The following is a 21,611-nucleotide window of genomic DNA, read 5'->3' as shown; positions in this document are numbered from 1 at the left end:
GCGGCGGTCAGTCCCGCAGGGCGGCGCGCAGGTGGGGCACGACGGCGCGGGCCAGCTCGGCGTAGCCGGCGTCGTTGGGGTGGAACAGGTCGGCGGCGAGACGACCGCGCCAGCTGCTCGGGCCCTCGGCGCGCATGTCGACCAGGCGCAGCTCCCCACGGGCGACGGCCTGCTCGAGGTGGGCGTTGGCCCGGTGCGCCGCGGTGCGCGGCTGGGGGAGCGTCGCGACGACGGCGCCCCGGGGCAGGGCGGCGACCATCCGGCCGAACTCGTCGGGGAGACGGTCGCGCACGGCGCCGCCGGCGAAGAGGTCGTTGGACCCGACCATGACGGAGACGAGGTCGGGGGCGTCGGTGCCGAGCGCCGGCGGCAGGGCGCGCAGGACGGGCAGCTGCTGGTCGACGACGTCGGCGGTGCGCGCGCCGGTGGCCGAGAGGTTGACGACGACGAGGGGGAGGCCGTCGTCGGCGAGGCTCGCGGCGGCCCGGTCGACCCAGCCGCTGTCCCAGGCAGAGGCGCCGACGGCCTGCGACATCGAGTCGCCGAGGACGACCCACCGGCGACCGGGCGTCGTGAGGGCCCGGCGGTTGTGCGCGGCCCAGGCGTCGGCCCACGGGGCGGCCGTGCCCTGGACCCGGCGCACGCCCGGCAGGACGACACCGAGCGCCCGCACGCCGCGTCCCGGCGCACGGCCGGTGCGGTTGGCGTAGCCCAGGAGCGGGTCGAGGTCCGGCACGGCCTCACTGTAGGTGGCGCCGTGCGGCGGACGGCGTCTGACCCGTCACACCTCGACGCCGCCGTGGCCGCCCGTGCCTACGCTGGGAGCAGGCGCAGCCGTCACGGCAGGGATCGGCAGCTCCGCCCGGGAGGGTGACGCACTGGGGACGCGTCAGGGTGCGCACCCTCGGGGAGCGGGTCGGCCGTCGCACCGTCACCCCTGCTGACGCGTAATGACATAATGTCGATTATCGGCGTTCCATGGGAGTGGCTCCCGCGGCGACGAAACCCCGCTCGGTGAGCACCGGCACCACCTCGCTCGCGTCGAGGTCCGCCGCGACGTCGACGTCCTCCCCGAAGCCGGCCGCGGCGAGCTCGCGTCCACCGACGCACGCCCGCAGCCGTTCGCGCAGCCGCGGCCGGACGGCGTCGAACAGCTCGGTCGCGCTCTGCGCCTCGGCGCTCCAGGTGGACGTCGACGCCGTCTCGTCCCGCAGCGCCGCCAGGACGGCTCCCGCGCCGAGCTGGTCCTCGAGCGCCGGACGCAGCGACCCGTCGGTGCCCCAGCGCTCACCCGCGGCCAGGACCACCACGCTCGACCCCGCCGCCACCGACGGTGCGAGCCACCGCCCGACGGCCGAGGCGTTGCGCAGGCACCCGGCGGCGACGTGCGCGCCGGCGTCGCGCAGCAACGCGCTGATGGTCGAGCCGTTCGGCGACGGCAGCACCAGGCGCGGCACGACCGGCCCGGTGAGCAGTCCGGCCGGTGACAGGGACGGTGCCCCGACGGCCCCGGCCCGGCGGGCCTCGAGGCGGCCGACGGCGAGGACGGCGTCGTGGGCCGCGGCGTACGCCGCGGCCCGCTCGTCCCGCCAGGCGAACGGCAGCACGGTGCTCCCCCGGCCCACGGCGACGGTGACGGCCGTCGTGAAGCTGAGCACGTCGACGACGACGGCGAGGTCGGCGCGCACGACGGCCGCGCCGACCGGCCCCCACTCCAGCCGGACCGCGGCGTGGGCCTGGTCGAACGGCGCGCTCACGACGCGCAGTAGGCGGCGAGGTGGCGCCCGGTGAGCGTCGAGCCGTCGGCCACGAGGTCGGCCGGGGTGCCCTCGAAGACGACGCGCCCGCCGTCGTGGCCGGCGCCCGGCCCGAGGTCGACGACCCAGTCGGCGTGCGCCATGACGGCCTGGTGGTGCTCCACGACGAGGACCGAGGTGCCGCCGTCGATGAGGCGGTCGAGCAGCGCGAGCAGGTTCTCGACGTCGGCCAGGTGCAGACCGGTCGTCGGCTCGTCGAGCACGTACAGGGTCGTGCCCGACTCCCCCATCCGCGTCGCGAGCTTGAGCCGCTGGCGCTCGCCGCCGGACAGCGTGGTGAGCGGCTGCCCGAGGGTCAGGTACCCCAGGCCCACGTCGGCCAGCCGGCGGAGCACCCGGTGGGCGGCCGGGACGCGCCCCTCCCCCGTCGCGAAGAACGCCTCGGCCTCGGTGACGGTCAGGTCGAGGACGTCGGCGATCGAGCGGCCGCCGAGGGTGTGGCCGAGCACCTCGGCCCGGAACCGCCGGCCCTCGCACTCCTCGCAGGGGGTCTCGACGCTCGCCATCACGCCGAGCTCCGTCACGACGACCCCGGCCCCGCCGCAGGTGGGGCACGCGCCCTCGGAGTTGGAGCTGAAGAGCGACGCCGGCACCCCGTTCGCCTTCGCGAAGGCCTTGCGGACCGGGTCCAGCAGACCGGTGTACGTCGCCGCGTTGCTGCGGCGCGAGCCCTTGATGGCGCCCTGGTCGACGACGACGACCCCGTCGCGTCCCTCGACGGACCCGCTGACCAGCGAGCTCTTGCCCGAGCCCGCGACCCCCGTGAGCACGCAGAGGACCCCGAGCGGGAGGTCGACGTCGACCTCCCGCAGGTTGTGCGTCGACGCGCCCCTGACCTCGAGCACGCCCGTGGCGGTGCGGACCGACCGCTTGAGCGCGACGCGGTCGGCGAGGTGGCGACCGGTGACGGTGTCGCTCCTGCGCAGCTCCTCGACGCTCCCCTCGAAGCAGACCTCTCCCCCGGCGCCGCCGGCTCCCGGCCCGAGGTCGACGACGTGGTCGGCGACGGCGATGGTCTCGGGCTTGTGCTCGACGACGAGCACGGTGTTGCCCTTGTCGCGCAGCCGCAGCAGCAGCTCGTTCATCCGCCCGATGTCGTGCGGGTGCAGCCCGATCGTCGGCTCGTCGAACACGTAGGTGACGTCGGTGAGGGCCGACCCCAGGTGCCGGATCATCTTCGTGCGCTGGGCCTCCCCGCCGGACAGGGTGCCGGCCGGCCGGTCGAGGGAGAGGTAGCCCAGCCCGATGTCGACGAAGGAGTCGAGCAGGTGGCGCAGGCCCGCGAGCAGCGGCGCGACGGACGGCTCGTCGAGATCCGCGACCCAGGCGGCGAGGTCGCTCACCTGCATCGCGCACAGCTCGGCGATGTTCCGTCCGTGCACGCGCGACGCGAGGACCTCGGGCCCGAGCCTGGCCCCGTCGCAGTCCGGGCAGGTCTGGAAGGTGACGGCCCGCTCGACGAACCGCCGGACGTGCGGCTGCATCGCCTCCGGGTCCTTCCTGAGCATCGAGCGCCGGATGCGCGGCACGACCCCCTCGAAGGTGAGGTTGACGCCCTCGACGCGGATCTTCGTCGGGGAGGCGTGGAGCATCGTGTCGAGCTGCTTCGCGGTGAACGACCCGACGGGGACGTCCATCGGCAGGCCCATCCCGGCGAACAGCCGCCCGTACCAGCCGTCCATCGAGTAGCCGGGCACGAGCAGCGCACCGTCGGCCAGGGAGCGCTCGGCGTCGTAGAGGGCGCCGAGGTCGATGTCCGTCACGTGGCCCATGCCCTCGCACCGGGGGCACATCCCCCCCAGATAGACCGCCCCCCTGACGACGCTCTTCTCGACGCGTCCCCCCTTCTCGGTGGACATGACCCCGCTCGCGGTGCGCGTCGGCACGTTGAAGGAGAACGCGGTCGGCGGGCCGACGTGCGGTCGGCCGAGCCGGCTGAAGAGGATGCGCAGCATGGCGTGCGCGTCGGTCGCCGTGCCGACGGTGGAGCGCGGGTTGGCACCCATCCGCTCCTGGTCGACGATGATCGCCGTCGTCAGCCCCTCGAGCCGGTCGACGTCGGGCCGGGCGAGGCTCGGCATGAAGCCCTGGACGAAGGCGCTGTAGGTCTCGTTGACGAGCCGCTGGGCCTCCGCGGCGACGGTCCCGAAGACCAGCGAGCTCTTGCCCGAGCCGGAGACCCCGGTGAACACCGTCAGCCGGCGCTTGGGCAGGACGACGCTGACGTCCTTGAGGTTGTTCTCTCGGGCCCCCTGGACCCGGATGACGTCGTGCGAGTCGGCCCCGTCCATCCGCCCACCCTAGGGCGAGCCCCCCGGGACCCGCCGGAGCCGACGGGCCTCGACCTCGTACCGGCTCGCCGGCGCGCCGCCGGTGCGGAAGAAGCGCCGTCGCAGGCTCCCGTCGACCTCGACGCGGTCGCCCACCTCCAGCCGCCCCGCGACCCGGCGGGTCACGGCGCTCCAGCAGGCCACGTCGACGGCGTCGACGCCGGGACGGGCCCGCGCGTCCCGGCCGACGGTGACCCGGACGCCGTGGACGACGTCGCCGCTCGGCAGCGTGCGCGGCGGGTCGAGCGAGGTGACCCGCCCGACGAGGTGCACCGTGTTGACGTCGCCGGTGCGGTCGACGCTCGCGCGCTCGGCGGCGCTGGTTCGTGCCATGAGACCCCCTCGAGCCGGGCCCGGCGCCGGTCGCCGGGTCCCGGGACCAGCACACCGCCGGACGGAGGCCGGGGCAAGGGCCGCCGTGCGACCTGTGGACGAGCGCACGGCGCTCCCCCGCCTGTGGACGACGGGGCCGAGCGGCCGACCCGGGTCCGGCCGGCCGGCTGACGTGCACCTGACGATCGGGTGACCTTTCGCGGCGGAGCCGGGACAGGCGCCGGGTCGGCGACCTATGGTGGGGGCAGGTGCGCGGTGCAGGGCTGCGGACCGGGTGTCGTCCGCGACGCCCCGAGACCATTCGAAACGAGTCGTGGTGCGTTCTTCCGTCGTCCGTGGGGCCGTGCTCCGCCGCGCACTCGTGGTCGCGGTCGCCGTCGCCGTGCCGTTCGGGCCCGCCGCGACCGCCGCCGTCGCCGGCCCGGTCGCGACCCCCACGCCGACCGCCTCGGCCACCCCCTCGCCCAGCCAGTCCCCCACCCCCACACCGACTCTCGCGCCGGTCGTCACCGGGACGCCGGCGGAGGGCGACACCGAGCCCGACGCCGACCCCACCCTCTCGCCGGAGGTCGTGGCCGCCCAGGTCGCCGAGGCGGACCGCATCTCCGCCGTCATCGAGGGCTCCACGTCCGAGCTCGCGGTGCAGACCCGCAGGATGGACGCCCTCTCGGCCCGCTCGAACACCGTGCTCGAGGAGCTCGCCTCCGCGACCGACACCGAGAACTTCGCCCACGAGGAGGCCGACGGCGCCCGCGCCGACCTCGCCGCGCTGGAGGACCGGCTCGCCCGCGCCCGCGCGGTGGTCAAGGACTGGGTGTTCGACGTGTACTCCAACGGCGGGGGCAACTCCGACCTCACCGGGATGCTCGACGCCCTCGACGCGCGCGACGACGAGGTGAGCGACCCCCTCGGCGACCTCTCGTACCTCACGGGTGAGCGCACTCGGGCGCTGCAGGAGGTGCGCGTCCTCACGGCCGAGCAGGTCCGCCTCACGACGACGGCCGAGGAGGCCGAGCGCACCGCGACGGAGGCCCGGACCCGCGTCGCCGCGGCGAAGAAGGAGCTCGACGGCGTGATGCGCGCCCAGCGCGAGAGGATCGGCGCGCTGCGCGAGCTGCAGATGAAGGAGGTCGACAAGGCCGGCCCCATCGCGAGCGCTCTCGTCGGCGCCCGGACCCCCGAGGCGAAGCAGGCCTCGGCCCGGCTGCGCGAGGCCCTCTCGAACGCGGTCGTCGAGACCGCGCACGTCGGCAAGCCGTGCACGGACGACAGCGGTGACCACCCCAACGGCCAGTTCCCCGACAGCGCCCTCTGCCCGCTGTGGAGCGCCCCGGGCGAGCGCCTCTCCCCCGCCGCGGCCGCCGCCTTCAACGCGATGAGCCAGGCCTACGCCGCGCAGACGGGCAGCCCGCTGTGCGTCACCGACTCCTACCGGTCCTTCCCCGAGCAGGTCGCGATCAAGGGCACCCGCGGCCGGTTCGCCGCCACCCCCGGCACCAGCCGGCACGGCCTGGGCCGAGCGCTGGACCTCTGCGGCGGCGTCGACGACTTCGGGTCGGCGGCCCACCGGTGGATGCGCCAGAACGCGCCCCTCTACGGCTGGTTCCACCCCGCGTGGGCGGAGGCCGGGGGGAACCTCCCGGAGCCGTGGCACTGGGAGTACGCGGGCTGACCGGTGACGCGCCCGACCGAGTAGCGCGACCTACGGCGGCGGCACCCCTGCGTGTGGAACGCTGCCGCTCATGACGACGCAGTCCGAGGCCACCGACGCCTGGGCCGACACCACCCGCTACCACCGCCCCTGGTACTGGTACGACTGGGCCAACTCGGCCTTCGTGACGACGGTCGGCACCGTCCTCTTCGGCCCCTACCTCACCGAGGTCGCGACCGAGGCGGCCTGCCCCGGCCTCGCCGAGGACGCCCGCTGCACCACCGACCTCTACGTGGTCCCGGCGGCGGAGGGCCTGCCCGGCTGGGTCCCCGGCCTCGCGATGGTCGCGGCCGTCGCGCTGCTCGTCGGCCTCGTCCTCTCGCTCGTGGCCTACGCGCGCGACGCGGAGCTGCCCTACCGTCCCTCGACGCTCGTCCCGCCGCTGGCGCTGGCCACCGTCGTCCTCGTCCTCACCGCACCGCTGGACCCGGGGTCGGTCGCGCCGTACACCGTCACGCTGGCGACCATCGCCTCCGCGGTGCTGCTCGTCTTCGTCGGGGCTGTCACGGACCGCACTCCCCGCCCGGCGCGCCTCATGGGCGTCTTCGCGTGGACCGGCTCGGCGGCGGCGGTGCTGCTGTACTTCCTGTCCGGCACGAACTGGCGCTTCGGGGCGCTGATGATGATCATCGCCTCGATCAGCCTCGGTGCCTCGCTCGTCGTCTACGACGCGCTGCTGTGCCGCATCGCCCGCCCGGACGACCGCGACCGCGTCTCCAGCCGGGGCTGGGCGCTGGGCTACCTGGGCGGCGGCCTGCTGCTCGCGGTCAACCTCGTCATCGTCAGCAAGCCCGAGCTCGTCGGTGCCACCACCGGGACGGCGGTCCGCATCAGCCTGCTCTCGGCCGGCCTCTGGTGGGCGCTGTTCACCCTCATCCCGGTCGTCGGGATGTGGAACCTGCGCGGTGCCCCCCGCACCGAGCTCGCGGACGCACCGCGGGCCGGCATCGTCGGGGGCAGCCTCAGCCAGCTGGGGCACACCTTCCGCGACCTGCGCGCCTACCCGAACACCCTGCTGTTCCTGCTCGCCTACCTCTTCTTCAACGACGGCATCCAGACGGTCATCTCCTCGAGCAGCCTCTACGGCGCCGAGCAGCTGAAGTTCGAGCAGAGCCAGCTCATCGCCCTGATCCTCCTCGTGCAGTTCGTCGCCTTCGGCGGCGCGCTCCTCTTCGGCTGGCTCGCCGCCCGCTGGGGCGCCTGGCGCACGATCCTGCGCAGCCTCGTCGCGTGGTCGGCGATCGTCGTCCTCGCGTTCTTCCTGCCCGAGAAGGCGTTCCTGCCCTTCCTCGTCCTCGGGATCCTCATCGGGATCGTCCTGGGCGGCAGCCAGGCCCTCAGTCGCTCGCTGTTCTCGCAGCTGGTCCCCCGCGCCCGGGAGGCGGAGTTCTTCGCCTTCTACCAGGCGATGGAGCGCGGCACTTCCTGGTTCGGGGCGCTGATCTTCGGTGTCGTCCACCAGCTGACCGACTCCTACCGCCCCGCGATCGTCGCGCTCGTCGTCTTCTTCGTCCTCGGCTACCTCGTCCTTCGGCGTGTCGACGTCCGACAGGGCATCATGGACGCGGGGAACGAGCTGCCGCGGATCGTGTGAGCCTCCGGGTGATCTGCGTCACACGCCCGCCTGCCATCCGGTGACCCCCGGAACAACGAACCCCGGGCGCACGTTCTCCAACCATTGACCCGGCCGCGAGGACCCCGGCCCGGGACATTCGAACTCCGGGAGACACCCATGGCAGAGCGAAGCCTGCGCGGCAGCCGGCTCGGCGCCCTCAGCATGGAGACGGACGCGAACGTCGTCCCCTCCGACCGCAACATCACGACCTACCTGTGCCCCAACGGCCACACCATCGAGCTCCCCTTCTCCGTCGAGGCCGACGTGCCGCCGACGTGGGAGTGCCGGTGCGGCGCCGAGGCCAAGCTCCAGGGCGGTGGCCCCGAGCCCGAGGCCAAGCCCGTCAAGCCGCAGCGCACCCACTGGGACATGCTGCTCGAGCGTCGCTCCATCCCCGAGCTCGAGGAGCTGCTCGAGGAGCGCCTGACGCTGCTGCGCCAGTCGCGCGGCGAGAAGACCTCGCGCAAGACGGCCTGAGCCGTCCACCCCGCGCCGGAGCCCCGGTCACCGAGCAGGTGACCGGGGCTCCGACGTGCGTAGGGTGCCGGGTCAGTCGACGATCTGACCCTGGACGACGTCGGGCGGGCCCTCCCCCGGGCGCCGGGGGCCGCCGAAGGGCGCGAGCAGCCGCCTCGCGACGGCCGCCTCGAGCCACACCCGGGCGAGCGGACGCGTCCACGGCAGGAGCACGAGCGCCCCGAGCAGGTCGGTGAGGAAGCCCGGCACGAGCAGCAGCACTCCCCCGACGAGCACCAGTACACCGTCGGCCAGCTCGCGGGCCGGCATCCGGCCGCTGCGCAGGGCGTCGTGCAGGGCTGCCCAGGCGCGGGAGCCCTCCCGGCGGATGACCCACGCGCCGAGCACGGAGGTGAGCAGGAGGAGCAGGACGGTGGGCCAGCCGCCGATCGCGTCGCCGACGAGGACGACGGTCGAGATCTCGAGCAGCGGGACGAGGACGAGGACGACGACGAGCAGGCGGCGCACCAGCCGGCCACGTCGGCCGCGGCCGGCGTAGGGGGTGGCACCGGGGTGGTTCACAGCTCGTGCCAACGCTCCGGGCGGCGCGCCAGTTCCCGGGCCTGGCGGGCCCGGTGCCGCACGCCCCAGCCGGTGATCCGCCGCAGCGACTCCGTCATGATGTCGCGGCTCATCTTCGAGGCGCCGACCTCGCGCTCGACGAAGGTGATGGGGACCTCGACCACCCGCAGGCCGGCGCGCACGGCGCGCCAGGTGAGGTCGGTCTGGAAGCAGTAGCCCTGCGAGGCGACGTCGTCCAGGCCCATGACGCGCAGCGCGTCGGCCCGGTAGACGCGGAAGCCGGCCGTCGCGTCGTTGATGGGCATCCCGAGGAGGACCTTGACGTAGAGGTTGCCGCCGACCGAGAGGGCCTTGCGGTGCAACGGCCAGTTGACGACCTTGCCGCCCGGGACCCAGCGCGAGCCGATGACGGCGTCGGCGTCCGCGGCCGCGGCCAGCAGCGACGGGAGGTGCTCGGGGCGGTGCGAGCCGTCGGCGTCCATCTCGACGACGGCGTCGTAGCCGCGCTCGAGCGCCCAGCGGAAGCCGTCGAGGTAGGCGGCGCCCAGGCCCTCCTTGCCGGCGCGGTGCAGGACGTGCACCTGCGGGTCGGCGGCGGCCAGCTCGTCGGCGACCTGGCCGGTGCCGTCGGGCGAGGCGTCGTCGAGGACGACGACGTCCGCGGTCGGGACGGCGGTCCGGACGCCGCGCACGGCGGCGGGGAGGTTCTCGCGCTCGTTGTACGTGGGGACGAGGACGGCGACACGCGTGATCGGCGGACGGGGACTCTCAGTCAAGGGGGCGTTCCTCGGGTGGGCTGGACTCTGCCGTCACCCTAACGCGCCGGCCCACCCGCGCCGACGACAGGACGAGCAGGGCCAGCAGCGCGCTCGCGAGGAGCACCGGGGCCTCCCCCACCCGGTCGGCCGGCGTCGTCCCCGTCCGGACGACGACCGGCTCGGCGCCCTGCGCGGCGGTGAACAGCCCGGTCTTGCCGGAGACGCTGCCGTCGGGTGCGACGAAGCCCGACACGCCGACGGTCGACACGTGGACGACGCTGCGGCCGTGCTCGATGGCCCGGATGCGCGAGATCGCGAACTGCTGCTCGCTCTCGGCGGTGTAGCCGAAGGTCGCGTTGTTGGTCTGGACGACGAGCACCGACGGCGTGCTGCCGGCCGCGGCGACGCTGTCGCGCATCAGGCCGTCGTAGGCGACCTCGAAGCAGATGGTCGGCAGGGCCGCGTACTCGCCGCCCGCCGCCGGAACCCGGAAGACGCCGATCGTGTCGCCGGCGACGAAGTTGCCGGCGAGGTTGGCCATCGGCGTGAACATCGCGAAGAACTCGCGGTGCGGGATGTACTCGGCGAACGGCACCGGGTGCAGCTTCGTGTAGCGCTGCGGCTCACCGGAGCCGGTGTAGAAGAGCGACACGTTCGAGTTGGCCCCCACGGGCTCGGCGAGCACCGCGCCGATGAGGAGCGGGACGCCGACCTCGGCCTGCGACGCGCGGATCTCGGCGTCGGCGTCGGCGTTGCGGAACGGGTCGATGTCCGAGGCGTTCTCGGGCCAGACGACGAGGCTGAGGTCCTCGGGGGCCTTCTTCGCGAGCTCGACGGTGCCCTTGACGTGGTTGTCGAGCACGGCCCGTCGCTGGGCGTTGAACTCCAGGCCGGCCGTCGGGACGTTGCCCTGGACGAAGCCGATCGTCTCCGGGCGGCCGTCGGTGGGCAGGGGCAGCAGCCCTGCGGCGAGAGGGACGACGGCGACGAGGAGCCCCGCGACGACGCGGCCCGGTCGGCGTCCGGCGAGGCCCCACCCGAGGGCCAGCAGGCCGGTGCCGACGACGGCCACCGCGAAGGTGACCCCGGGGGCCCCGAGCCAGCGGGCGACGTGCGCCAGGGGGCTGTCGGCCTGGCTGAACGCCAGTCGCGCCCACGGGAACCCGCCGTACGGCGTCGTGGAGCGCGCCCACTCCTGGGCGACCCAGGCGAGCGGGACGACGAGCAGCGCCGCGCGAGCGTGACCGGCGGCGACCAGGCGTCGTCCGGCGTACCCGACGACGGCGCCCATCACGGCGAGGTAGAGCGCCTCGAGGGTCGCGAGGGCGAACCAGGGCAGCCTGCCCACGTACACCCCGGACCACGAGAGGGTCGGGACGAAGAACGCCAGGCCGGCGATCAGGCCGAGGAGGAACCCCCGGGCCGCACCGGCCACGAGGACGACGGCCCCGAGCAGCGCCACGCCGACCGGCGCGAGCCACCACAGGTCGTGCGTGGGGAAGGCGAGCCAGAGCGCGAGGCCGGCGAGGACGGCACCGACGAGGGCGACCGGCAGCCGGAGCGGGGTGGGCACCGGCCCACGGTAGGTCACCCGGCTGGGGGGACCACGACCACCCCGCGGGCCGTCGTCGCGACGACCGGCGGGTCGAGGACGTCGGCGGCCGACTCCCCGCGCTCGGGCGCCCCGCGACCGACGACGCGGACCTCGAACTCCATCTCGCGCGAGCGGCTGCCGACCCGGACGAGGCGGGCCTCGATCTCGATGACGTCACCGGCCCGCACCGGCGCGCGGAACTGCACGTCGGAGTAGGACGCGAAGAGGCCCTCGTCGCCGTCGGTGACGATGCACATCTCGGTGGCGACGTCGCCGAACGCGGCGAGGCTGTAGGCGCCGTCGACGAGGTTGCCGGCGTAGTGCGCGTGCGAGTACGGGACGTAGCGGCGGTGGGTGACGGTGCGGCCGACCTCGGCTCGGGTCATCGCTGCTCTCCTCGGGGGTCGGTGCTCGTGCGGGGGGCGACGAGCTCGTGGACGAGGTAGGACGCCACCTCGCCGGGCGTGGTGCCACGGCCGAAGACGCGGTCGACACCGAGCGCCGAGGCCGAGCCCTCCTCGAAGCGGGGGCCGCCGACGACGAGCAGCGGCACCTCCCCGGCGGGGAAGGCCTCGCGGAAGGCGGCGGACATCGTGGTCGTGTTGTGGATGTGGGCGTCCTTCTGGGTGACGACCTGCGAGACGAGCACGGCGTCGGCGCCGACCTCGCGGGCGCTGGCCACGAGCTCGGGCACGAGGACCTGCGCGCCGAGGTTGACGACCTTCATCTCGCGGTAGTACTCCAGGCCCTTCTCGCCGGCGAAGCCCTTGATGTTGAGGATGGCGTCGATGCCGACCGTGTGCGCGTCGGTGCCGATGCAGGCGCCGACGACGACGAGCTTGCGCCCGAGGTGGGTGCGGATGGCCTGGTTGACCTCGGCCGAGCCGAGCAGCGGGAACTCGCGCTCGACGACCTGGACCTCGCGCAGGTCGACGAGGTGGGTGACCGAGCCGTAGACGACGAAGAACGTGAAGTGCGGCCCCATCGCCTTGGCGTGCACGAGCAGCGCCGGGCTCATCCCCATCTTCGCGGCGAGCTGGAGGGCGGCGCCCTCGGCGCGCTTGTCGTGCGGCAGCGGCAGGGTGAAGGAGACCTGCACCATCCCGTCGCCGGTCGTGTCGCCGTAGGGGCGCACGAGGGGGCCGGGCGTGGCCGGGGTGGGGGTCGCGCTCATCGGGTGGCCCCTTCCTCGAGGAGGGCAATCGCGGGGTTGTCGTAGCCGTCGGCCTTGACGAAGACGCCGTCGAGGCCCTTGCCCTTGGTCGGCGGCCGCTTCATCGCGCCGAAGGTGCCGTCGGTGATCGCGGCGAGCAGCGGCTGCGGGTACTGCGTGCCGCGCGTGCTCGTGTCGGTGACGATCGTGTCGAGCAGGTCGACCGCCTCCGAGAGCACCTGGCGGGCGCGGGTCTGGATGAAGCCGTCGCGCGGCGGGTGGAAGTCCTCGGTGAGCCCGCCGGCGGCGTCCATGACGTAGCGGACGTTCTGGAGGGCGAGGTCGCGGTCGGAGAGCCACGGCGTGACGACGGCCTCGGTCATCATCCCGACGAGGAGGATGCCCTGCCCGGTCATCGCGCCGACGAGGTTGAAGAAGCCGTCGAGGAGGTAGCCGCGGAAGACGTCACCGGTCATGTGCTTCGTCGGGGGCATCCACTTCAGGGGCGCGTCCGGGAAGAGCTGGCGGGCGAGCAGCGCGTGGGCGAGCTCCATCCGGAAGCTGTCGGGGATGTCGGGGTTGATCTCGAAGGCGTGCCCGAGGCCGAGCTGCCAGTCGTCGAGGCCCGCCTCCTTGGCGAAGTACTCGTTGAGCAGCTGGCTGACCGTGACGGTGTGCGCGGCCTCGACGGCGTCGGCGGTCGTCAGGTAGTTGTCCTCGCCGGTGTTGATGATGATGCCGGCGCGCGCGTGGACCTGGCGGCTGAAGCGCTGGTCGACGAAGGTGCGGATCGGGTTGATGTCGCGGAAGAGGATCCCGTACATCGAGTCGTTGAGCATCATGTCGAGCCGCTCGAGCCCGGCGAGGGCGGCGATCTCGGGCATGCAGAGGCCGCTGGCGTAGTTCGTCAGGCGGACGTACCGGCCGAGCTCGCGGCTGCTCTCGTCGAGCGCGGCGCGCATCAGGCGGAAGTTCTCCTGGGTGGCGTAGGTGCCGGCGTAGCCCTCGCGCGTCGCGCCCTCGGGGACGAAGTCGAGGAGGCTCTGCCCGGTGGAGCGGATGACGGCGATGATGTCGGCGCCCTCGCGCGCGGCGGCCTGCGCCTGCGGGATGTCCTCGTGGATGTCGCCGGTCGCGACGATGAGGTAGACCCACGGGGTGCGCGGCGCGTCGCCGACCGTGGCGATCATCCGCTCGCGGGCGCGACGCTGGGAGTCGACCGTGCGGACGCCCTTGGCGACGGCGCTGCGGGCGGCCTTGCGCGAGCCGGTGAGGTCACGCCCCTCGGGGAGGCGGAAGGACACTCCCCCGCTGCTCGCCTTCTGGGCGAGCGTCAGCAGGTCGGGGGCCTCGCCGCGGCGCAGGGCGTCCCAGACCGGCGTGGTGACGCCGTGCTCGAGCCCGACCTCGCCGCGCACCGCGTCGACGAGGTGGTTCACCCAGGGCGTGCCCTCGTGGTCGGCGCCCGAGAGCCCGGCCAGGCGCAGCGTGGCGCGCTCGACCGAGACGGTCGTGTGGGCTCGGGCGAGGTCGACGACGGGCTTGCCGGCGCGCCGTGCGAGGCTGCGGGCCTTGCGGACGACGGCGGGGTCGAGGTCGAGCAGGGCGGGACGACGCGAAGACACGGCGTCAATCTAGCAATTCGGCCGCAGGACTTGTAGCGGATCCGGCCGCGTGCCGCAGATCCTCGCGCACCCGCCAGGGATTGGGACGTCGAGGGACGGCGCGCTCCCCGCTCTGGTTCGATCGAGGGATGAGCGACGACCCCGGCCTGCCCCCGGTCCGCCCGCGCCGGGACGGGGACCTCGTGCTGCGGCCGGCCGTCGAGGCAGACGTCGCGGCCGTCATGGCGTGGCGCAACCACCCCGACGTGACCCGGTGGCTGCTGCGCACGACGACGCCGCGATCGACCGGAGTGGACCCTGCTGCTCGCCGTCGAGCACGAGGGGCGCGTCGTGGGCACGGCGTTCGTCGACGTCCTCGACGGCATGGGCCAGGACGGCGGCACGGAGCACCTGCGCTCCGAGGGGCTCGTGGGGTAGCTCTTCGACCCCGCGGTCCACGGGCGGGGCCTCGCGAGCCGCACGCTGGTGCTGCTGCTCGAGATCGCGTTCGAGGACCTGCGGCTGCGCCGGGTGACGGCCGGCTGCTTCGCGGACAACGTCGGCTCCTGGAAGGTCATGGAGAAGGCGGGGATGCGGCGCGAGCAGCACGGCGTCCGTGACTCGTGGCACGCCGAGCTCGGGTGGGTCGACGGGCTGACCTATGCCCTGCTGCGCGAGGAATGGGTGGGGCGAGGGTCGTCCTGAACGTCGTGGCGATCCGCGCGAAACCGACTGTCGTGCGCGCGTATTCGTTGTCCACAGGTGCCTGCTGAATCTTGTCAGTCGAACAGATGTTCGGTACACTGAGGCATGGACACCGAGACCCTCTCCCGCCGCATCGCGGGGCTGCGTGAGGAGTGCGCGCGGCTGGGTCGTGAGCTGGCCGAGCAGGGTCACGGGCTGTCGTCGGAGGAGGCCTTCGCGATCGCGGGGGAGCTGCAGGGTGTCGTGAACGCGGCCGAGGGGGCCACGGCGGTGGCAGGGGCGTGGGGTGCTCGGGTGGAGACGACGGTGCGGTCGGGGTCGTGGGAGCGGGTGCACCCGGTGGGGTTCGTCGACGCGATGGCCGCGACGCGGATGAGTCTGGCCACGGGTCTGACCGAGGGGGTCGCGGGTCGGAAGGCGGCGCTGGGGGCCGCGCTGGGTGAGCGGTTCCCGCAGGTGCGTGACCTGCTGGTCGAGGGTGCGGTCGCCACCGTGAACGTGCAGAAGGTGGTCGACGCGTGCGCGGGGCTGGACGTGCAGGCGTGTGTGCGGGTCGATGCGGACTTGGCGCCGCGGCTGGCTTCGATGGACCCGGCCCGGGTCGCGGGTGAGGCCCGGCGGGTCGCGACGCGGGTGGCGGCCGACCAGGTCGCGGCGCACGTGGCCCGGACGCGCAAGGGGCGCCGGGTGGAGGTGTGCCCGGGCGAGGACGGGCTGACGGAGTGGTTCGCGTCGTTGCCGACGGCGACGTCCTCGGCGATGTGGGCGGCGGTGGAGGAGCTGGCCGGGGACTACCGGCAGGTCGACGAGGCCCTCTCGGTGCCGGAGTCGCGGGCGGACGCGCTGGCCGACCTCGTGCTGCGCAACGTCAAGGTGAGCGCGCAGGTGACGCTCGGGGTGCCCGTGGTCACGGACCATCCCGCACCCGAGGAGCAGTGCGGGACGTGGTTCCGGGTGGAGTGGGACGACGACGAGACGGTCATCGACGCGGTGACCGGGCTGGAGACGCGCTACGGCGATCTCGACCCGGCCAGCCGGGAGGCCCTGTCGTGGCTGGAGGAGCCGGTCGACGACCCGAGCGACCGCAGCGTCCTGCAGGCCGAGGTCACGCCCGGGTACGCGGTGTCGGGGACGCAGCTCCCGGGTCTGGGCTGGGTCGACCCCGCCACCCTGGCCAACCTGCTCAAGCTGCTGCCGTTCGAGGTCGCCCGCGCGGTCCTCGAGGCCGACACCGGGACCCTGGCCTCCCTCACGAGCGGCGCGTACAAGCCACCGAAGGCGATCAGCGACTTCGTCAAGACGAGGGACGGGACGTGCCGGATGTGGGGCTGCACCCGACCCGCCGAACACTGCGACCTCGACCACGTCCGCCCCTGGCCCACCGGTGCGACCACCCCCACCGGGCTGGCGGACCTCTGCCGCCGGCACCACCGCTTCAAGCAACAAGGCCGGTGGCGACCCCGCCTCGCCCCGGACGGGACCGTGACCTGGCGCGGCCCTGACGGTGCCACCCGCACCACCGAACCCCAGCACCGCGCGCAGCGCTGACGCGCGGGTGGACGCCGCAGGGCGGCGACGTCAGGGCTCCTCGGGGAGGTCGAACGGTACGTCGCCCGAGCCGCCGTCGAACACCTCGCTCGAGGGGACGCCCGGGTAGACCTCGGTGGAGCGGGAGGCGATGTTCGAGAACACGACGAGCGCGATGATCGCGACCACGACGAACAGCACGATGCCGACCGGGCTCGTCGGCAGGCTGCCCCCGGACCGTCGTGACCGATGGTGGCGCATCTGCTGCTCGTGCATCCACAGCGGTGAGTCCGCGCCGTGCATCCCGTGAACCCCGTGCATCCCGTGGGGGTCGATGCCCCCGGTGGCACCGGGGTCGAACGAGGGACTCCCGGAGTCGAACCCGCCTCCGCCGAACGAGCCGGAGTCGAAGCCTCCCCCGCTCGACCCGGAGTCGAACCCGCCGCTCGCGCCGCCGTCGCTCATGACTGCCTCCCCGCTGCCGTGGTGTGGTCCTCGTGCCGTGGACGCACGCGACGGCCGAAGCGTTGCACGTCGCCCGTCCCCGCGGGAAGGGATCCGGCGGCACGCAGCGACCGACGTGGGCGTCAGGCCGAGGCGTCGTGGAGGACGACCCCGTCACGCACGGTGAGCAGGCACTCCGGCAGCGGCGCGCCGCCGCCGAGCACGGGCAGGCCGTCCGGGGCGTGGGCCGGGACCGAGAACACCGCGAAGGAGGCGGCCGCGCCGACCGTGAGGACGCCACCGTCCCGTCCGGCGAGGTCGTGGCCGCCGACGGTGTGGGCCGCGAGCGCGGTCGCGGTGTCGATGCGCTCGGCGGTGTCGCGGTGCTCGACCGCGGCCCGGACGGCGACCCACGGGGCGAAGGGCGTGACCGGGGAGTCGGCGCCGAACGCCAGCCGCACCCCCGCCCGGCCGAACGACGCGAACGGGTTGGTCGCCACCCCGCGCTCGGCGCCCAGCCGCGCGGCGTACATCCCCTCGCGGCCGCCCCAGTAGGCGTCGAACGCCGGCTGCACGCTCGCGGCGATCCCCAGCCGGGCCATCGTCGCGATGCCGGTGGGGTCGACCATCTCGGCGTGCTCGAGGCGGGGCCGCGAGGCGCGCACGGTCTCCTCCCCCACCAGCTCGGCCGCCTTCACGTACCCCTCGAGGACGAGGTCGAGACCGGCGTCGCCGATGACGTGGAAACCGCTCTGCACCCCGGCGGCGGCGCACGCCGCCACGTGGTCGCGGACACCGGCCGCGTCGCGGTACGCCGTTCCACGGCAACCGTGCTCGTCGAGGTAGTCGTCGCGCAGCAGCGCCGTGTGCGACCCGATGGACCCGTCGATGTTGAGGTCGCCCCCGAGCCCGACGGCTCCGTGCAGCCCGGCCAGCGCGCGGGCCTGGCCCGGCTCCGTCACGGCCTCGGCCCAGTAGCCGACGGTCTCGGGCAGGTCGGCCCGGCGGCCGAGGTCGAGGACGTCGGCGAAGTCCTCGGCGGAGGTGAGCAGCGGTCCACCGCACTCGTGCACGGACACGATGCCGAGGGCCGCCGCGGTCCGCAGGGCCACCTCGATGTCCTCGCGCCGGTCGGCGTGGCTGCGGGAGGCGTCGAAGGCCGACCGGGCGGCGTTCTTCGCGTCCCGGACGACGAAGCCTGAGGCCGACCAGCCATCGAGGGCGTCGGCCCCGGAGAGGGTCACGAGGGCGGTCGAGACGACGGCCGAGTGCCCGTCGATGCGCGACGCGTAGACCACCCCTCCCCCGGTGGCGCGGTCCAGCTCCAACGCCGTCATCGCCCGCTCGCGGGTCCAGTCCTGCTCCTGCCAGCCGTGCGCGAAGACCGGCGCGCCGGGGAGCTCGCGGGCCGCCGCGGCGACGAGGTCCAGCGCCTCGGTGACGGTGCGCGTCCCCGACAGGTCCACCCCGCGCATCCCGAGGCCGGTGTGCGACACGTGCGCGTGCGCGTCGACGAACCCGGGCAGGACGAGCGCCCCGCCGAGGTCGACGACAGCGTCCACCGCGTCCGCGTGGCCGTCCGCTCCGGCTTCGTCGCCGAGCCAGGCCACGCGTCCGTCGTCGCCGACGACGAGCGCCGTGCACGCCGGGTGCTCGGGGGTGCGGACACGGGCGTTGCGGTACAGGGTCGTCGGCACGGCGCCACTCTAGGAGCAGGGGTGGGCTCAGCCCTCCGCGGCCAGGCGCGACTCGAACAGGCCGCGCACCGCCGGGTCGCGCCGGACGATGTCGACGGCGAGGTCGGCGTGCCCCGGGACGTAGCCGTTGCCGACGAGCATCCGCACGTCCGCGGCGAGCCCCTCCGCCCCGAGCGCCGCGGCGGCGAAGCTCGTGGCCATCGAGAAGTAGATGATCGTCCCGCCCTGGGCGGTCGCGAGGACGGCGGGCTGCTCGCAGCCGGGCACGTCGACGCAGACGACGGTGACGTCGGCCGGTCCCCCGGCGGTGGCCACGGCCTCCGAGAGCCCCAGCGGGGAGCGGGCGTCCGTGACGACGACCTCGTCGGCCAGCCCCGTCGGCCGCAGGAGGTCGGCCTCGGCCTGCGTCGGCACCACGCCGATGCGACGGCCGGCGCCGGCGTCGCGCGCGGCGGCGAGCGACAGCGACCCGGACTTGCCGGCCGCGCCGAGCACCGCGACGGTCGGGGCGCTCCCCCGCGCGAGGTGCTCGGCGACGACGCGGGCGACGAGCGCCGGGGCGCCGCAGACGTCCATGACCATGAGCGCGAGCTCGGGCGAGAGGTCCTCGGGCAGGCGCGCGGCGATCGAGCGGCCGAAGAGCACGGCCGTCCCCGAGGCGGGCACGCGCTCGGAGCGGCCGTCCCAGCGCTCGAGGCCGTCGGCGATGACGAGCGGCGTCAGCGAGAGCGAGACGAGCGTGGCGACCCGGTCCCCCACCGCCAGCCCGAGCGGCGACTCCGGCCCGACCTCGGCCACCGTGCCGACGAGCATCCCGCCGGACCCCGTCACCGGGTTCTGCATCTTGCCGCGCTCCCCGACGATGGCGAGCACCTCGGCGCGGACGGCCTCGCCGTCACCCTCGTGCTTCTCGGTCAGCTGCCGGAAGGAGGCGGCGTCGAGGTTGAGTGTCTCGACGTCGATCCGCACCTCGTCCGGCCACAGCTCGGGGCCGGCGTCGAGCACGCGCGCCGCCTGCGGCAGCGACGCACCCGCGGGCTCGAGCACGCGGTGGAGGCCGACGGGTGAGCTGGGGGTCGTCCGCACAAGAATCTCCTCGATATCCGACACGCCGCCGCATTTCTTGCGGTGAGCGCGTGCAAGGGGCGCCATCCGTCCCGTATCCTGCCACGCATGGCGACGAGCATCGAGCAGCCCTACGCGTACCGGCGACGTGAGCTGGTGGAGCCGGACTGGACCCGCCTCCCCGGCTGGCGGGACGTCACGCGCGAGGAGTGGGAGAGCGCGCAGTGGCAGCGGTCCCACTGCGTGAAGAACGTCGGGCAGCTGCGCGCCGTCATGGGCGACCTGCTCGAGGAGCGCTTCTACGCCGACGTCGACCGCGACCAGGCCGAGCGGGCGACGATGTCGATGCTCGTCCCGCCGCAGATGCTCAACACGATGGTCGCCTCGACCGACAGCCCGATGCCGGCCGCCGGCGCCGCGTTCACCGACGCGTTCTACGCCGACCCGGTGCGCCGCTACATGCTGCCGGTGTTCTCCGACCGCCGCACCGACTGGGCGAGCCACCCGTTCGCCACGCGCGACAGCCTCCACGAGCACGACATGTGGGCCGTCGAGGGACTGACCCACCGCTACCCCACCAAGGTGCTCGCCGAGATGCTGCCGACGTGCCCGCAGTACTGCGGCCACTGCACGCGGATGGACCTCGTCGGCAACTCCACCCCGCAGTTCACCAAGCTCAAGCTCGCGGGCAAGCCGGTCGACCGCTACGCGGCGATGCTCGACTACCTCCAGCGCACCCCCGGCGTCCGGGACGTCGTCGTGTCCGGCGGCGACGTCGCGAACATGCCGTGGAAGAACCTCGAGGGCTTCCTCGACAAGCTCCTCGACGTCGAGAACATCCGCGACATCCGGCTCGCGACCAAGGCGCTCATGGGCCTGCCGCAGCACTGGCTCCAGCCCGACGTCGTCGAGGGCGTCGCCCGGGTCAGCGCCAAGGCCCGCTCGCGCGGTGTCTCGCTGGCCATCCACACGCACGTCAACAACGCCGAGTCCGTGACGCCCCTCGTCGCGCAGGCGGCGAAGGCGATGCTCGAGGCCGGCGTCCGCGACGTGCGCAACCAGGGTGTGCTCATGCGGGGCGTCAACGACTCGTCCGAGCAGCTGCTCGACCTCTGCTTCGCCCTCCAGGACGAGGCGAGCATCACGCCGTACTACTTCTACATGTGCGACATGATCCCGTTCGCCGAGCACTGGAGGCTCTCGCTGGCCGAGGCCCAGCACCTCCAGCACTCGATCATGGGCTACCTGCCCGGGTTCGCGACGCCGCGCATCGTCTGCGACGTGCCGTTCGTCGGCAAGCGCTGGGTGCACCAGGTCGACAGCTACGACACCGAGAAGGGGATGTCGTTCTGGCGCAAGAACTACCGCACCTCGATCGAGGGTGACGACGCCGAGGCGCTGTCGCGCGAGTACGTCTACTACGACCCGATCTACACCCTCCCCGAGTCCGGCCAGGAGTGGTGGCGCGCCAACACCGACGTCGAGGCCGTGCACGAGCAGGCCGTCGCCGGCGCCGGGGCGTCCCGCGCCGCGTCGGTCGCCGACCTCGTCTGAACCGCCGGCCCTAGGCTCGGCGGCATGGTCCGCCGCGCACCGTCCGGGACGCCCGCCACCGTGGCCCTCACGGCGGCGGGCGTCGCGTTCACCCAGCACGCCTACGAGCACGACCCGGCCGCGCCCTCCTACGGGCTCGAGGCGGCGCACGTCCTCGGGCTGCCCGCCGAGCAGGTGTTCAAGACCCTCCTCGTCGACACCGGCGCCGGGCTCGCGGTCGGCGTCGTCCCCGTCGCCGGGCAGCTGGACCTCAAGGCGATGGCGAGCGCGCTCGGGGTCAAGCGCGTGACGATGGCCGACCCGGCGGCCGCCGAGCGCTCGACCGGCTACGTCGTCGGCGGGATCTCGCCGGTCGGCCAGAAGCGCGCCCTGCCGACCGTCGTCGACGAGTCCGCGGAGCTGTTCGACGTCGTCTACGTCTCCGGCGGACGCCGCGGCCTCGACCTGGGGCTCTCTCCGGCCGACCTCGTCCGGGTCACCGGCGCGACCCTCGCCGACATCGGGCGCTAGTTGTACCCGGCCATCAGGTTGGTGACAGGCGGCTGGTCGGTGGGAGTCCGCCGAGGGCGGTGTGGCGTCGCTGAGTGTTGTACAGCTCGAGCCAGGGGGCAAGGGCGTCGGCGCGGGCTTGGTTGCTGGTGAAGACCTGCCGGTAGGCCCATTCGG

General features: G+C 74.0%; 21 protein-coding genes. 7 read left to right on the top strand and 14 right to left on the bottom strand.

Annotated features, from left to right (window positions below):
• Positions 1 to 7 precede the first annotated feature (7 nt).
• From KMZ30_RS02735 to KMZ30_RS02720, 4 genes are all read right to left on the bottom strand, one after another.
• Positions 8 to 736 carry an SGNH/GDSL hydrolase family protein gene (locus tag KMZ30_RS02735; RefSeq protein WP_215511682.1) on the bottom strand — a complete coding sequence of 243 codons (729 nt, stop codon included), beginning with the start codon at positions 734 to 736 and terminating at the stop codon, positions 8 to 10.
• Between the two features lie 229 nt (positions 737 to 965).
• Complete coding sequence (locus tag KMZ30_RS02730) at positions 966 to 1,757, bottom strand: 2-phosphosulfolactate phosphatase (RefSeq protein ID WP_215511683.1); 792 nt, start codon at positions 1,755 to 1,757, stop codon at positions 966 to 968.
• Entirely contained in the window at positions 1,754 to 4,108 is a 2,355-nt protein-coding gene (locus tag KMZ30_RS02725; protein ID WP_215511684.1) for an ATP-binding cassette domain-containing protein, read from the bottom strand. Before KMZ30_RS02725 ends, KMZ30_RS02730 begins: the two co-directional genes overlap by 4 nt.
• A 9-nt stretch (positions 4,109 to 4,117) precedes the next feature.
• Positions 4,118 to 4,480, bottom strand: a complete 363-nt coding sequence (locus KMZ30_RS02720) for a single-stranded DNA-binding protein (RefSeq protein ID WP_215511685.1) — start codon at positions 4,478 to 4,480, stop codon at positions 4,118 to 4,120.
• 343 nt (positions 4,481 to 4,823) lie between these two features.
• Between KMZ30_RS02720 and KMZ30_RS22210 the strand changes: the two genes are divergently transcribed.
• The 3 genes from KMZ30_RS22210 to KMZ30_RS02705 all read left to right on the top strand — a co-directional run bounded on the left by KMZ30_RS22210 (position 4,824) and on the right by KMZ30_RS02705 (position 8,283).
• Positions 4,824 to 6,152 (top strand): D-alanyl-D-alanine carboxypeptidase family protein, encoded by a 1,329-nt coding sequence (locus KMZ30_RS22210; protein ID WP_308279585.1) that lies wholly within the window; start codon positions 4,824 to 4,826, stop codon positions 6,150 to 6,152.
• Positions 6,153 to 6,222: 70 nt separating this feature from the next.
• On the top strand, positions 6,223 to 7,785 hold the full coding sequence (locus KMZ30_RS02710) for an MFS transporter (protein ID WP_215511686.1): 1,563 nt from the start codon (positions 6,223 to 6,225) through the stop codon (positions 7,783 to 7,785).
• A gap of 138 nt (positions 7,786 to 7,923) precedes the next feature.
• A complete protein-coding gene (locus tag KMZ30_RS02705) occupies positions 7,924 to 8,283 on the top strand; it encodes an RNA polymerase-binding protein RbpA (protein ID WP_030529172.1) in 360 nt (119 codons plus the stop codon).
• Positions 8,284 to 8,355: 72 nt separating this feature from the next.
• Here the strand turns inward: KMZ30_RS02705 and KMZ30_RS02700 are convergent, their stop codons facing one another.
• From KMZ30_RS02700 to kamD, 6 genes are read right to left on the bottom strand one after another with little or no spacing between them, the layout of a single operon-like run.
• Positions 8,356 to 8,844, bottom strand: a complete 489-nt coding sequence (locus tag KMZ30_RS02700; RefSeq protein WP_308279586.1) for an FxsA family protein — start codon at positions 8,842 to 8,844, stop codon at positions 8,356 to 8,358.
• Positions 8,841 to 9,620 (bottom strand): polyprenol monophosphomannose synthase, encoded by a 780-nt coding sequence (locus KMZ30_RS02695; RefSeq protein WP_215511687.1) that lies wholly within the window; start codon positions 9,618 to 9,620, stop codon positions 8,841 to 8,843. The genes KMZ30_RS02700 and KMZ30_RS02695 overlap by 4 nt, the downstream gene beginning before the upstream one ends.
• Positions 9,613 to 11,175, bottom strand: a complete 1,563-nt coding sequence (gene lnt, locus KMZ30_RS02690) for an apolipoprotein N-acyltransferase (RefSeq protein WP_308279587.1) — start codon at positions 11,173 to 11,175, stop codon at positions 9,613 to 9,615. The genes KMZ30_RS02695 and lnt overlap by 8 nt, the downstream gene beginning before the upstream one ends.
• Positions 11,176 to 11,189: 14 nt before the next feature.
• Positions 11,190 to 11,582, bottom strand: a complete 393-nt coding sequence (kal, locus tag KMZ30_RS02685; protein WP_173028750.1) for a 3-aminobutyryl-CoA ammonia lyase — start codon at positions 11,580 to 11,582, stop codon at positions 11,190 to 11,192.
• Positions 11,579 to 12,370, bottom strand: a complete 792-nt coding sequence (gene kamE / locus KMZ30_RS02680) for a lysine 5,6-aminomutase subunit beta (RefSeq protein WP_215511689.1) — start codon at positions 12,368 to 12,370, stop codon at positions 11,579 to 11,581. Before kamE ends, kal begins: the two co-directional genes overlap by 4 nt.
• On the bottom strand, positions 12,367 to 13,974 hold the full coding sequence (gene kamD / locus KMZ30_RS02675; RefSeq protein ID WP_215511690.1) for a lysine 5,6-aminomutase subunit alpha: 1,608 nt from the start codon (positions 13,972 to 13,974) through the stop codon (positions 12,367 to 12,369). Before kamD ends, kamE begins: the two co-directional genes overlap by 4 nt.
• Before the next feature lie 465 nt (positions 13,975 to 14,439).
• Between kamD and KMZ30_RS02670 the strand changes: the two genes are divergently transcribed.
• Both KMZ30_RS02670 and KMZ30_RS02665 read left to right on the top strand, forming a co-directional pair.
• Entirely contained in the window at positions 14,440 to 14,658 is a 219-nt protein-coding gene (locus KMZ30_RS02670) for a GNAT family N-acetyltransferase (RefSeq protein WP_308279588.1), read from the top strand.
• A 105-nt stretch (positions 14,659 to 14,763) separates the two neighbouring features.
• Complete coding sequence (locus tag KMZ30_RS02665; RefSeq protein WP_215511691.1) at positions 14,764 to 16,206, top strand: HNH endonuclease; 1,443 nt, start codon at positions 14,764 to 14,766, stop codon at positions 16,204 to 16,206.
• A 30-nt stretch (positions 16,207 to 16,236) separates the two neighbouring features.
• Here KMZ30_RS02665 and KMZ30_RS02660 read toward each other — a convergent pair whose 3' ends face one another.
• The 3 genes from KMZ30_RS02660 to kdd all read right to left on the bottom strand — a co-directional run bounded on the left by KMZ30_RS02660 (position 16,237) and on the right by kdd (position 19,412).
• A complete protein-coding gene (locus KMZ30_RS02660; protein ID WP_215511692.1) occupies positions 16,237 to 16,650 on the bottom strand; it encodes a hypothetical protein in 414 nt (137 codons plus the stop codon).
• A 122-nt stretch (positions 16,651 to 16,772) separates the two neighbouring features.
• Entirely contained in the window at positions 16,773 to 18,326 is a 1,554-nt protein-coding gene (locus tag KMZ30_RS02655) for an amidohydrolase (protein WP_215519850.1), read from the bottom strand.
• A gap of 27 nt (positions 18,327 to 18,353) precedes the next feature.
• Positions 18,354 to 19,412 carry an L-erythro-3,5-diaminohexanoate dehydrogenase gene (gene kdd / locus KMZ30_RS02650; protein WP_308279589.1) on the bottom strand — a complete coding sequence of 353 codons (1,059 nt, stop codon included), beginning with the start codon at positions 19,410 to 19,412 and terminating at the stop codon, positions 18,354 to 18,356.
• Positions 19,413 to 19,499: 87 nt separating this feature from the next.
• Here kdd and KMZ30_RS02645 point away from each other — a divergent pair, with 87 nt between their 5' ends.
• Together KMZ30_RS02645 and ybaK are read left to right on the top strand one after the other, a co-directional pair.
• On the top strand, positions 19,500 to 20,945 hold the full coding sequence (locus KMZ30_RS02645) for a KamA family radical SAM protein (protein WP_207021761.1): 1,446 nt from the start codon (positions 19,500 to 19,502) through the stop codon (positions 20,943 to 20,945).
• 24 nt (positions 20,946 to 20,969) lie between these two features.
• A complete protein-coding gene (gene ybaK / locus KMZ30_RS02640) occupies positions 20,970 to 21,455 on the top strand; it encodes a Cys-tRNA(Pro) deacylase (protein WP_215511694.1) in 486 nt (161 codons plus the stop codon).
• A gap of 13 nt (positions 21,456 to 21,468) precedes the next feature.
• Here the strand turns inward: ybaK and KMZ30_RS02635 are convergent.
• Positions 21,469 to 21,611: integrase core domain-containing protein (locus KMZ30_RS02635; RefSeq protein WP_215512587.1), on the bottom strand; the 143-nt coding region annotated here is incomplete at its 5' end.

Source organism: Phycicoccus mangrovi (assembly GCF_018729305.1).
Lineage (GTDB): Bacteria > Actinomycetota > Actinomycetes > Actinomycetales > Dermatophilaceae > Phycicoccus > Phycicoccus jejuensis.
The sequence above is the reverse complement of the archived record's forward strand: the minus strand, read 5'-3'. Positions and strand labels throughout refer to the sequence as shown.

Excerpts from the sequence above, each read along its gene's own strand:
- kal (WP_173028750.1), bottom strand. The coding sequence starts at position 11,582 with ATGACCCGAGCCGAGGTCGGCCGCACCGTCACCCACCGCCGCTACGTC.
- KMZ30_RS02725 (WP_215511684.1), bottom strand. The coding sequence starts at position 4,108 with ATGGACGGGGCCGACTCGCACGACGTCATCCGGGTCCAGGGGGCCCGA.
- kamE (WP_215511689.1), bottom strand. The coding sequence starts at position 12,370 with ATGAGCGCGACCCCCACCCCGGCCACGCCCGGCCCCCTCGTGCGCCCC.
- KMZ30_RS02710 (WP_215511686.1), top strand. The coding sequence starts at position 6,223 with ATGACGACGCAGTCCGAGGCCACCGACGCCTGGGCCGACACCACCCGC.
- KMZ30_RS02705 (WP_030529172.1), top strand. The coding sequence starts at position 7,924 with ATGGCAGAGCGAAGCCTGCGCGGCAGCCGGCTCGGCGCCCTCAGCATG.
- KMZ30_RS02665 (WP_215511691.1), top strand. The coding sequence starts at position 14,764 with ATGGACACCGAGACCCTCTCCCGCCGCATCGCGGGGCTGCGTGAGGAG.
- KMZ30_RS02645 (WP_207021761.1), top strand. The coding sequence starts at position 19,500 with ATGGCGACGAGCATCGAGCAGCCCTACGCGTACCGGCGACGTGAGCTG.
- KMZ30_RS02720 (WP_215511685.1), bottom strand. The coding sequence starts at position 4,480 with ATGGCACGAACCAGCGCCGCCGAGCGCGCGAGCGTCGACCGCACCGGC.
- KMZ30_RS02660 (WP_215511692.1), bottom strand. The coding sequence starts at position 16,650 with ATGAGCGACGGCGGCGCGAGCGGCGGGTTCGACTCCGGGTCGAGCGGG.
- ybaK (WP_215511694.1), top strand. The coding sequence starts at position 20,970 with ATGGTCCGCCGCGCACCGTCCGGGACGCCCGCCACCGTGGCCCTCACG.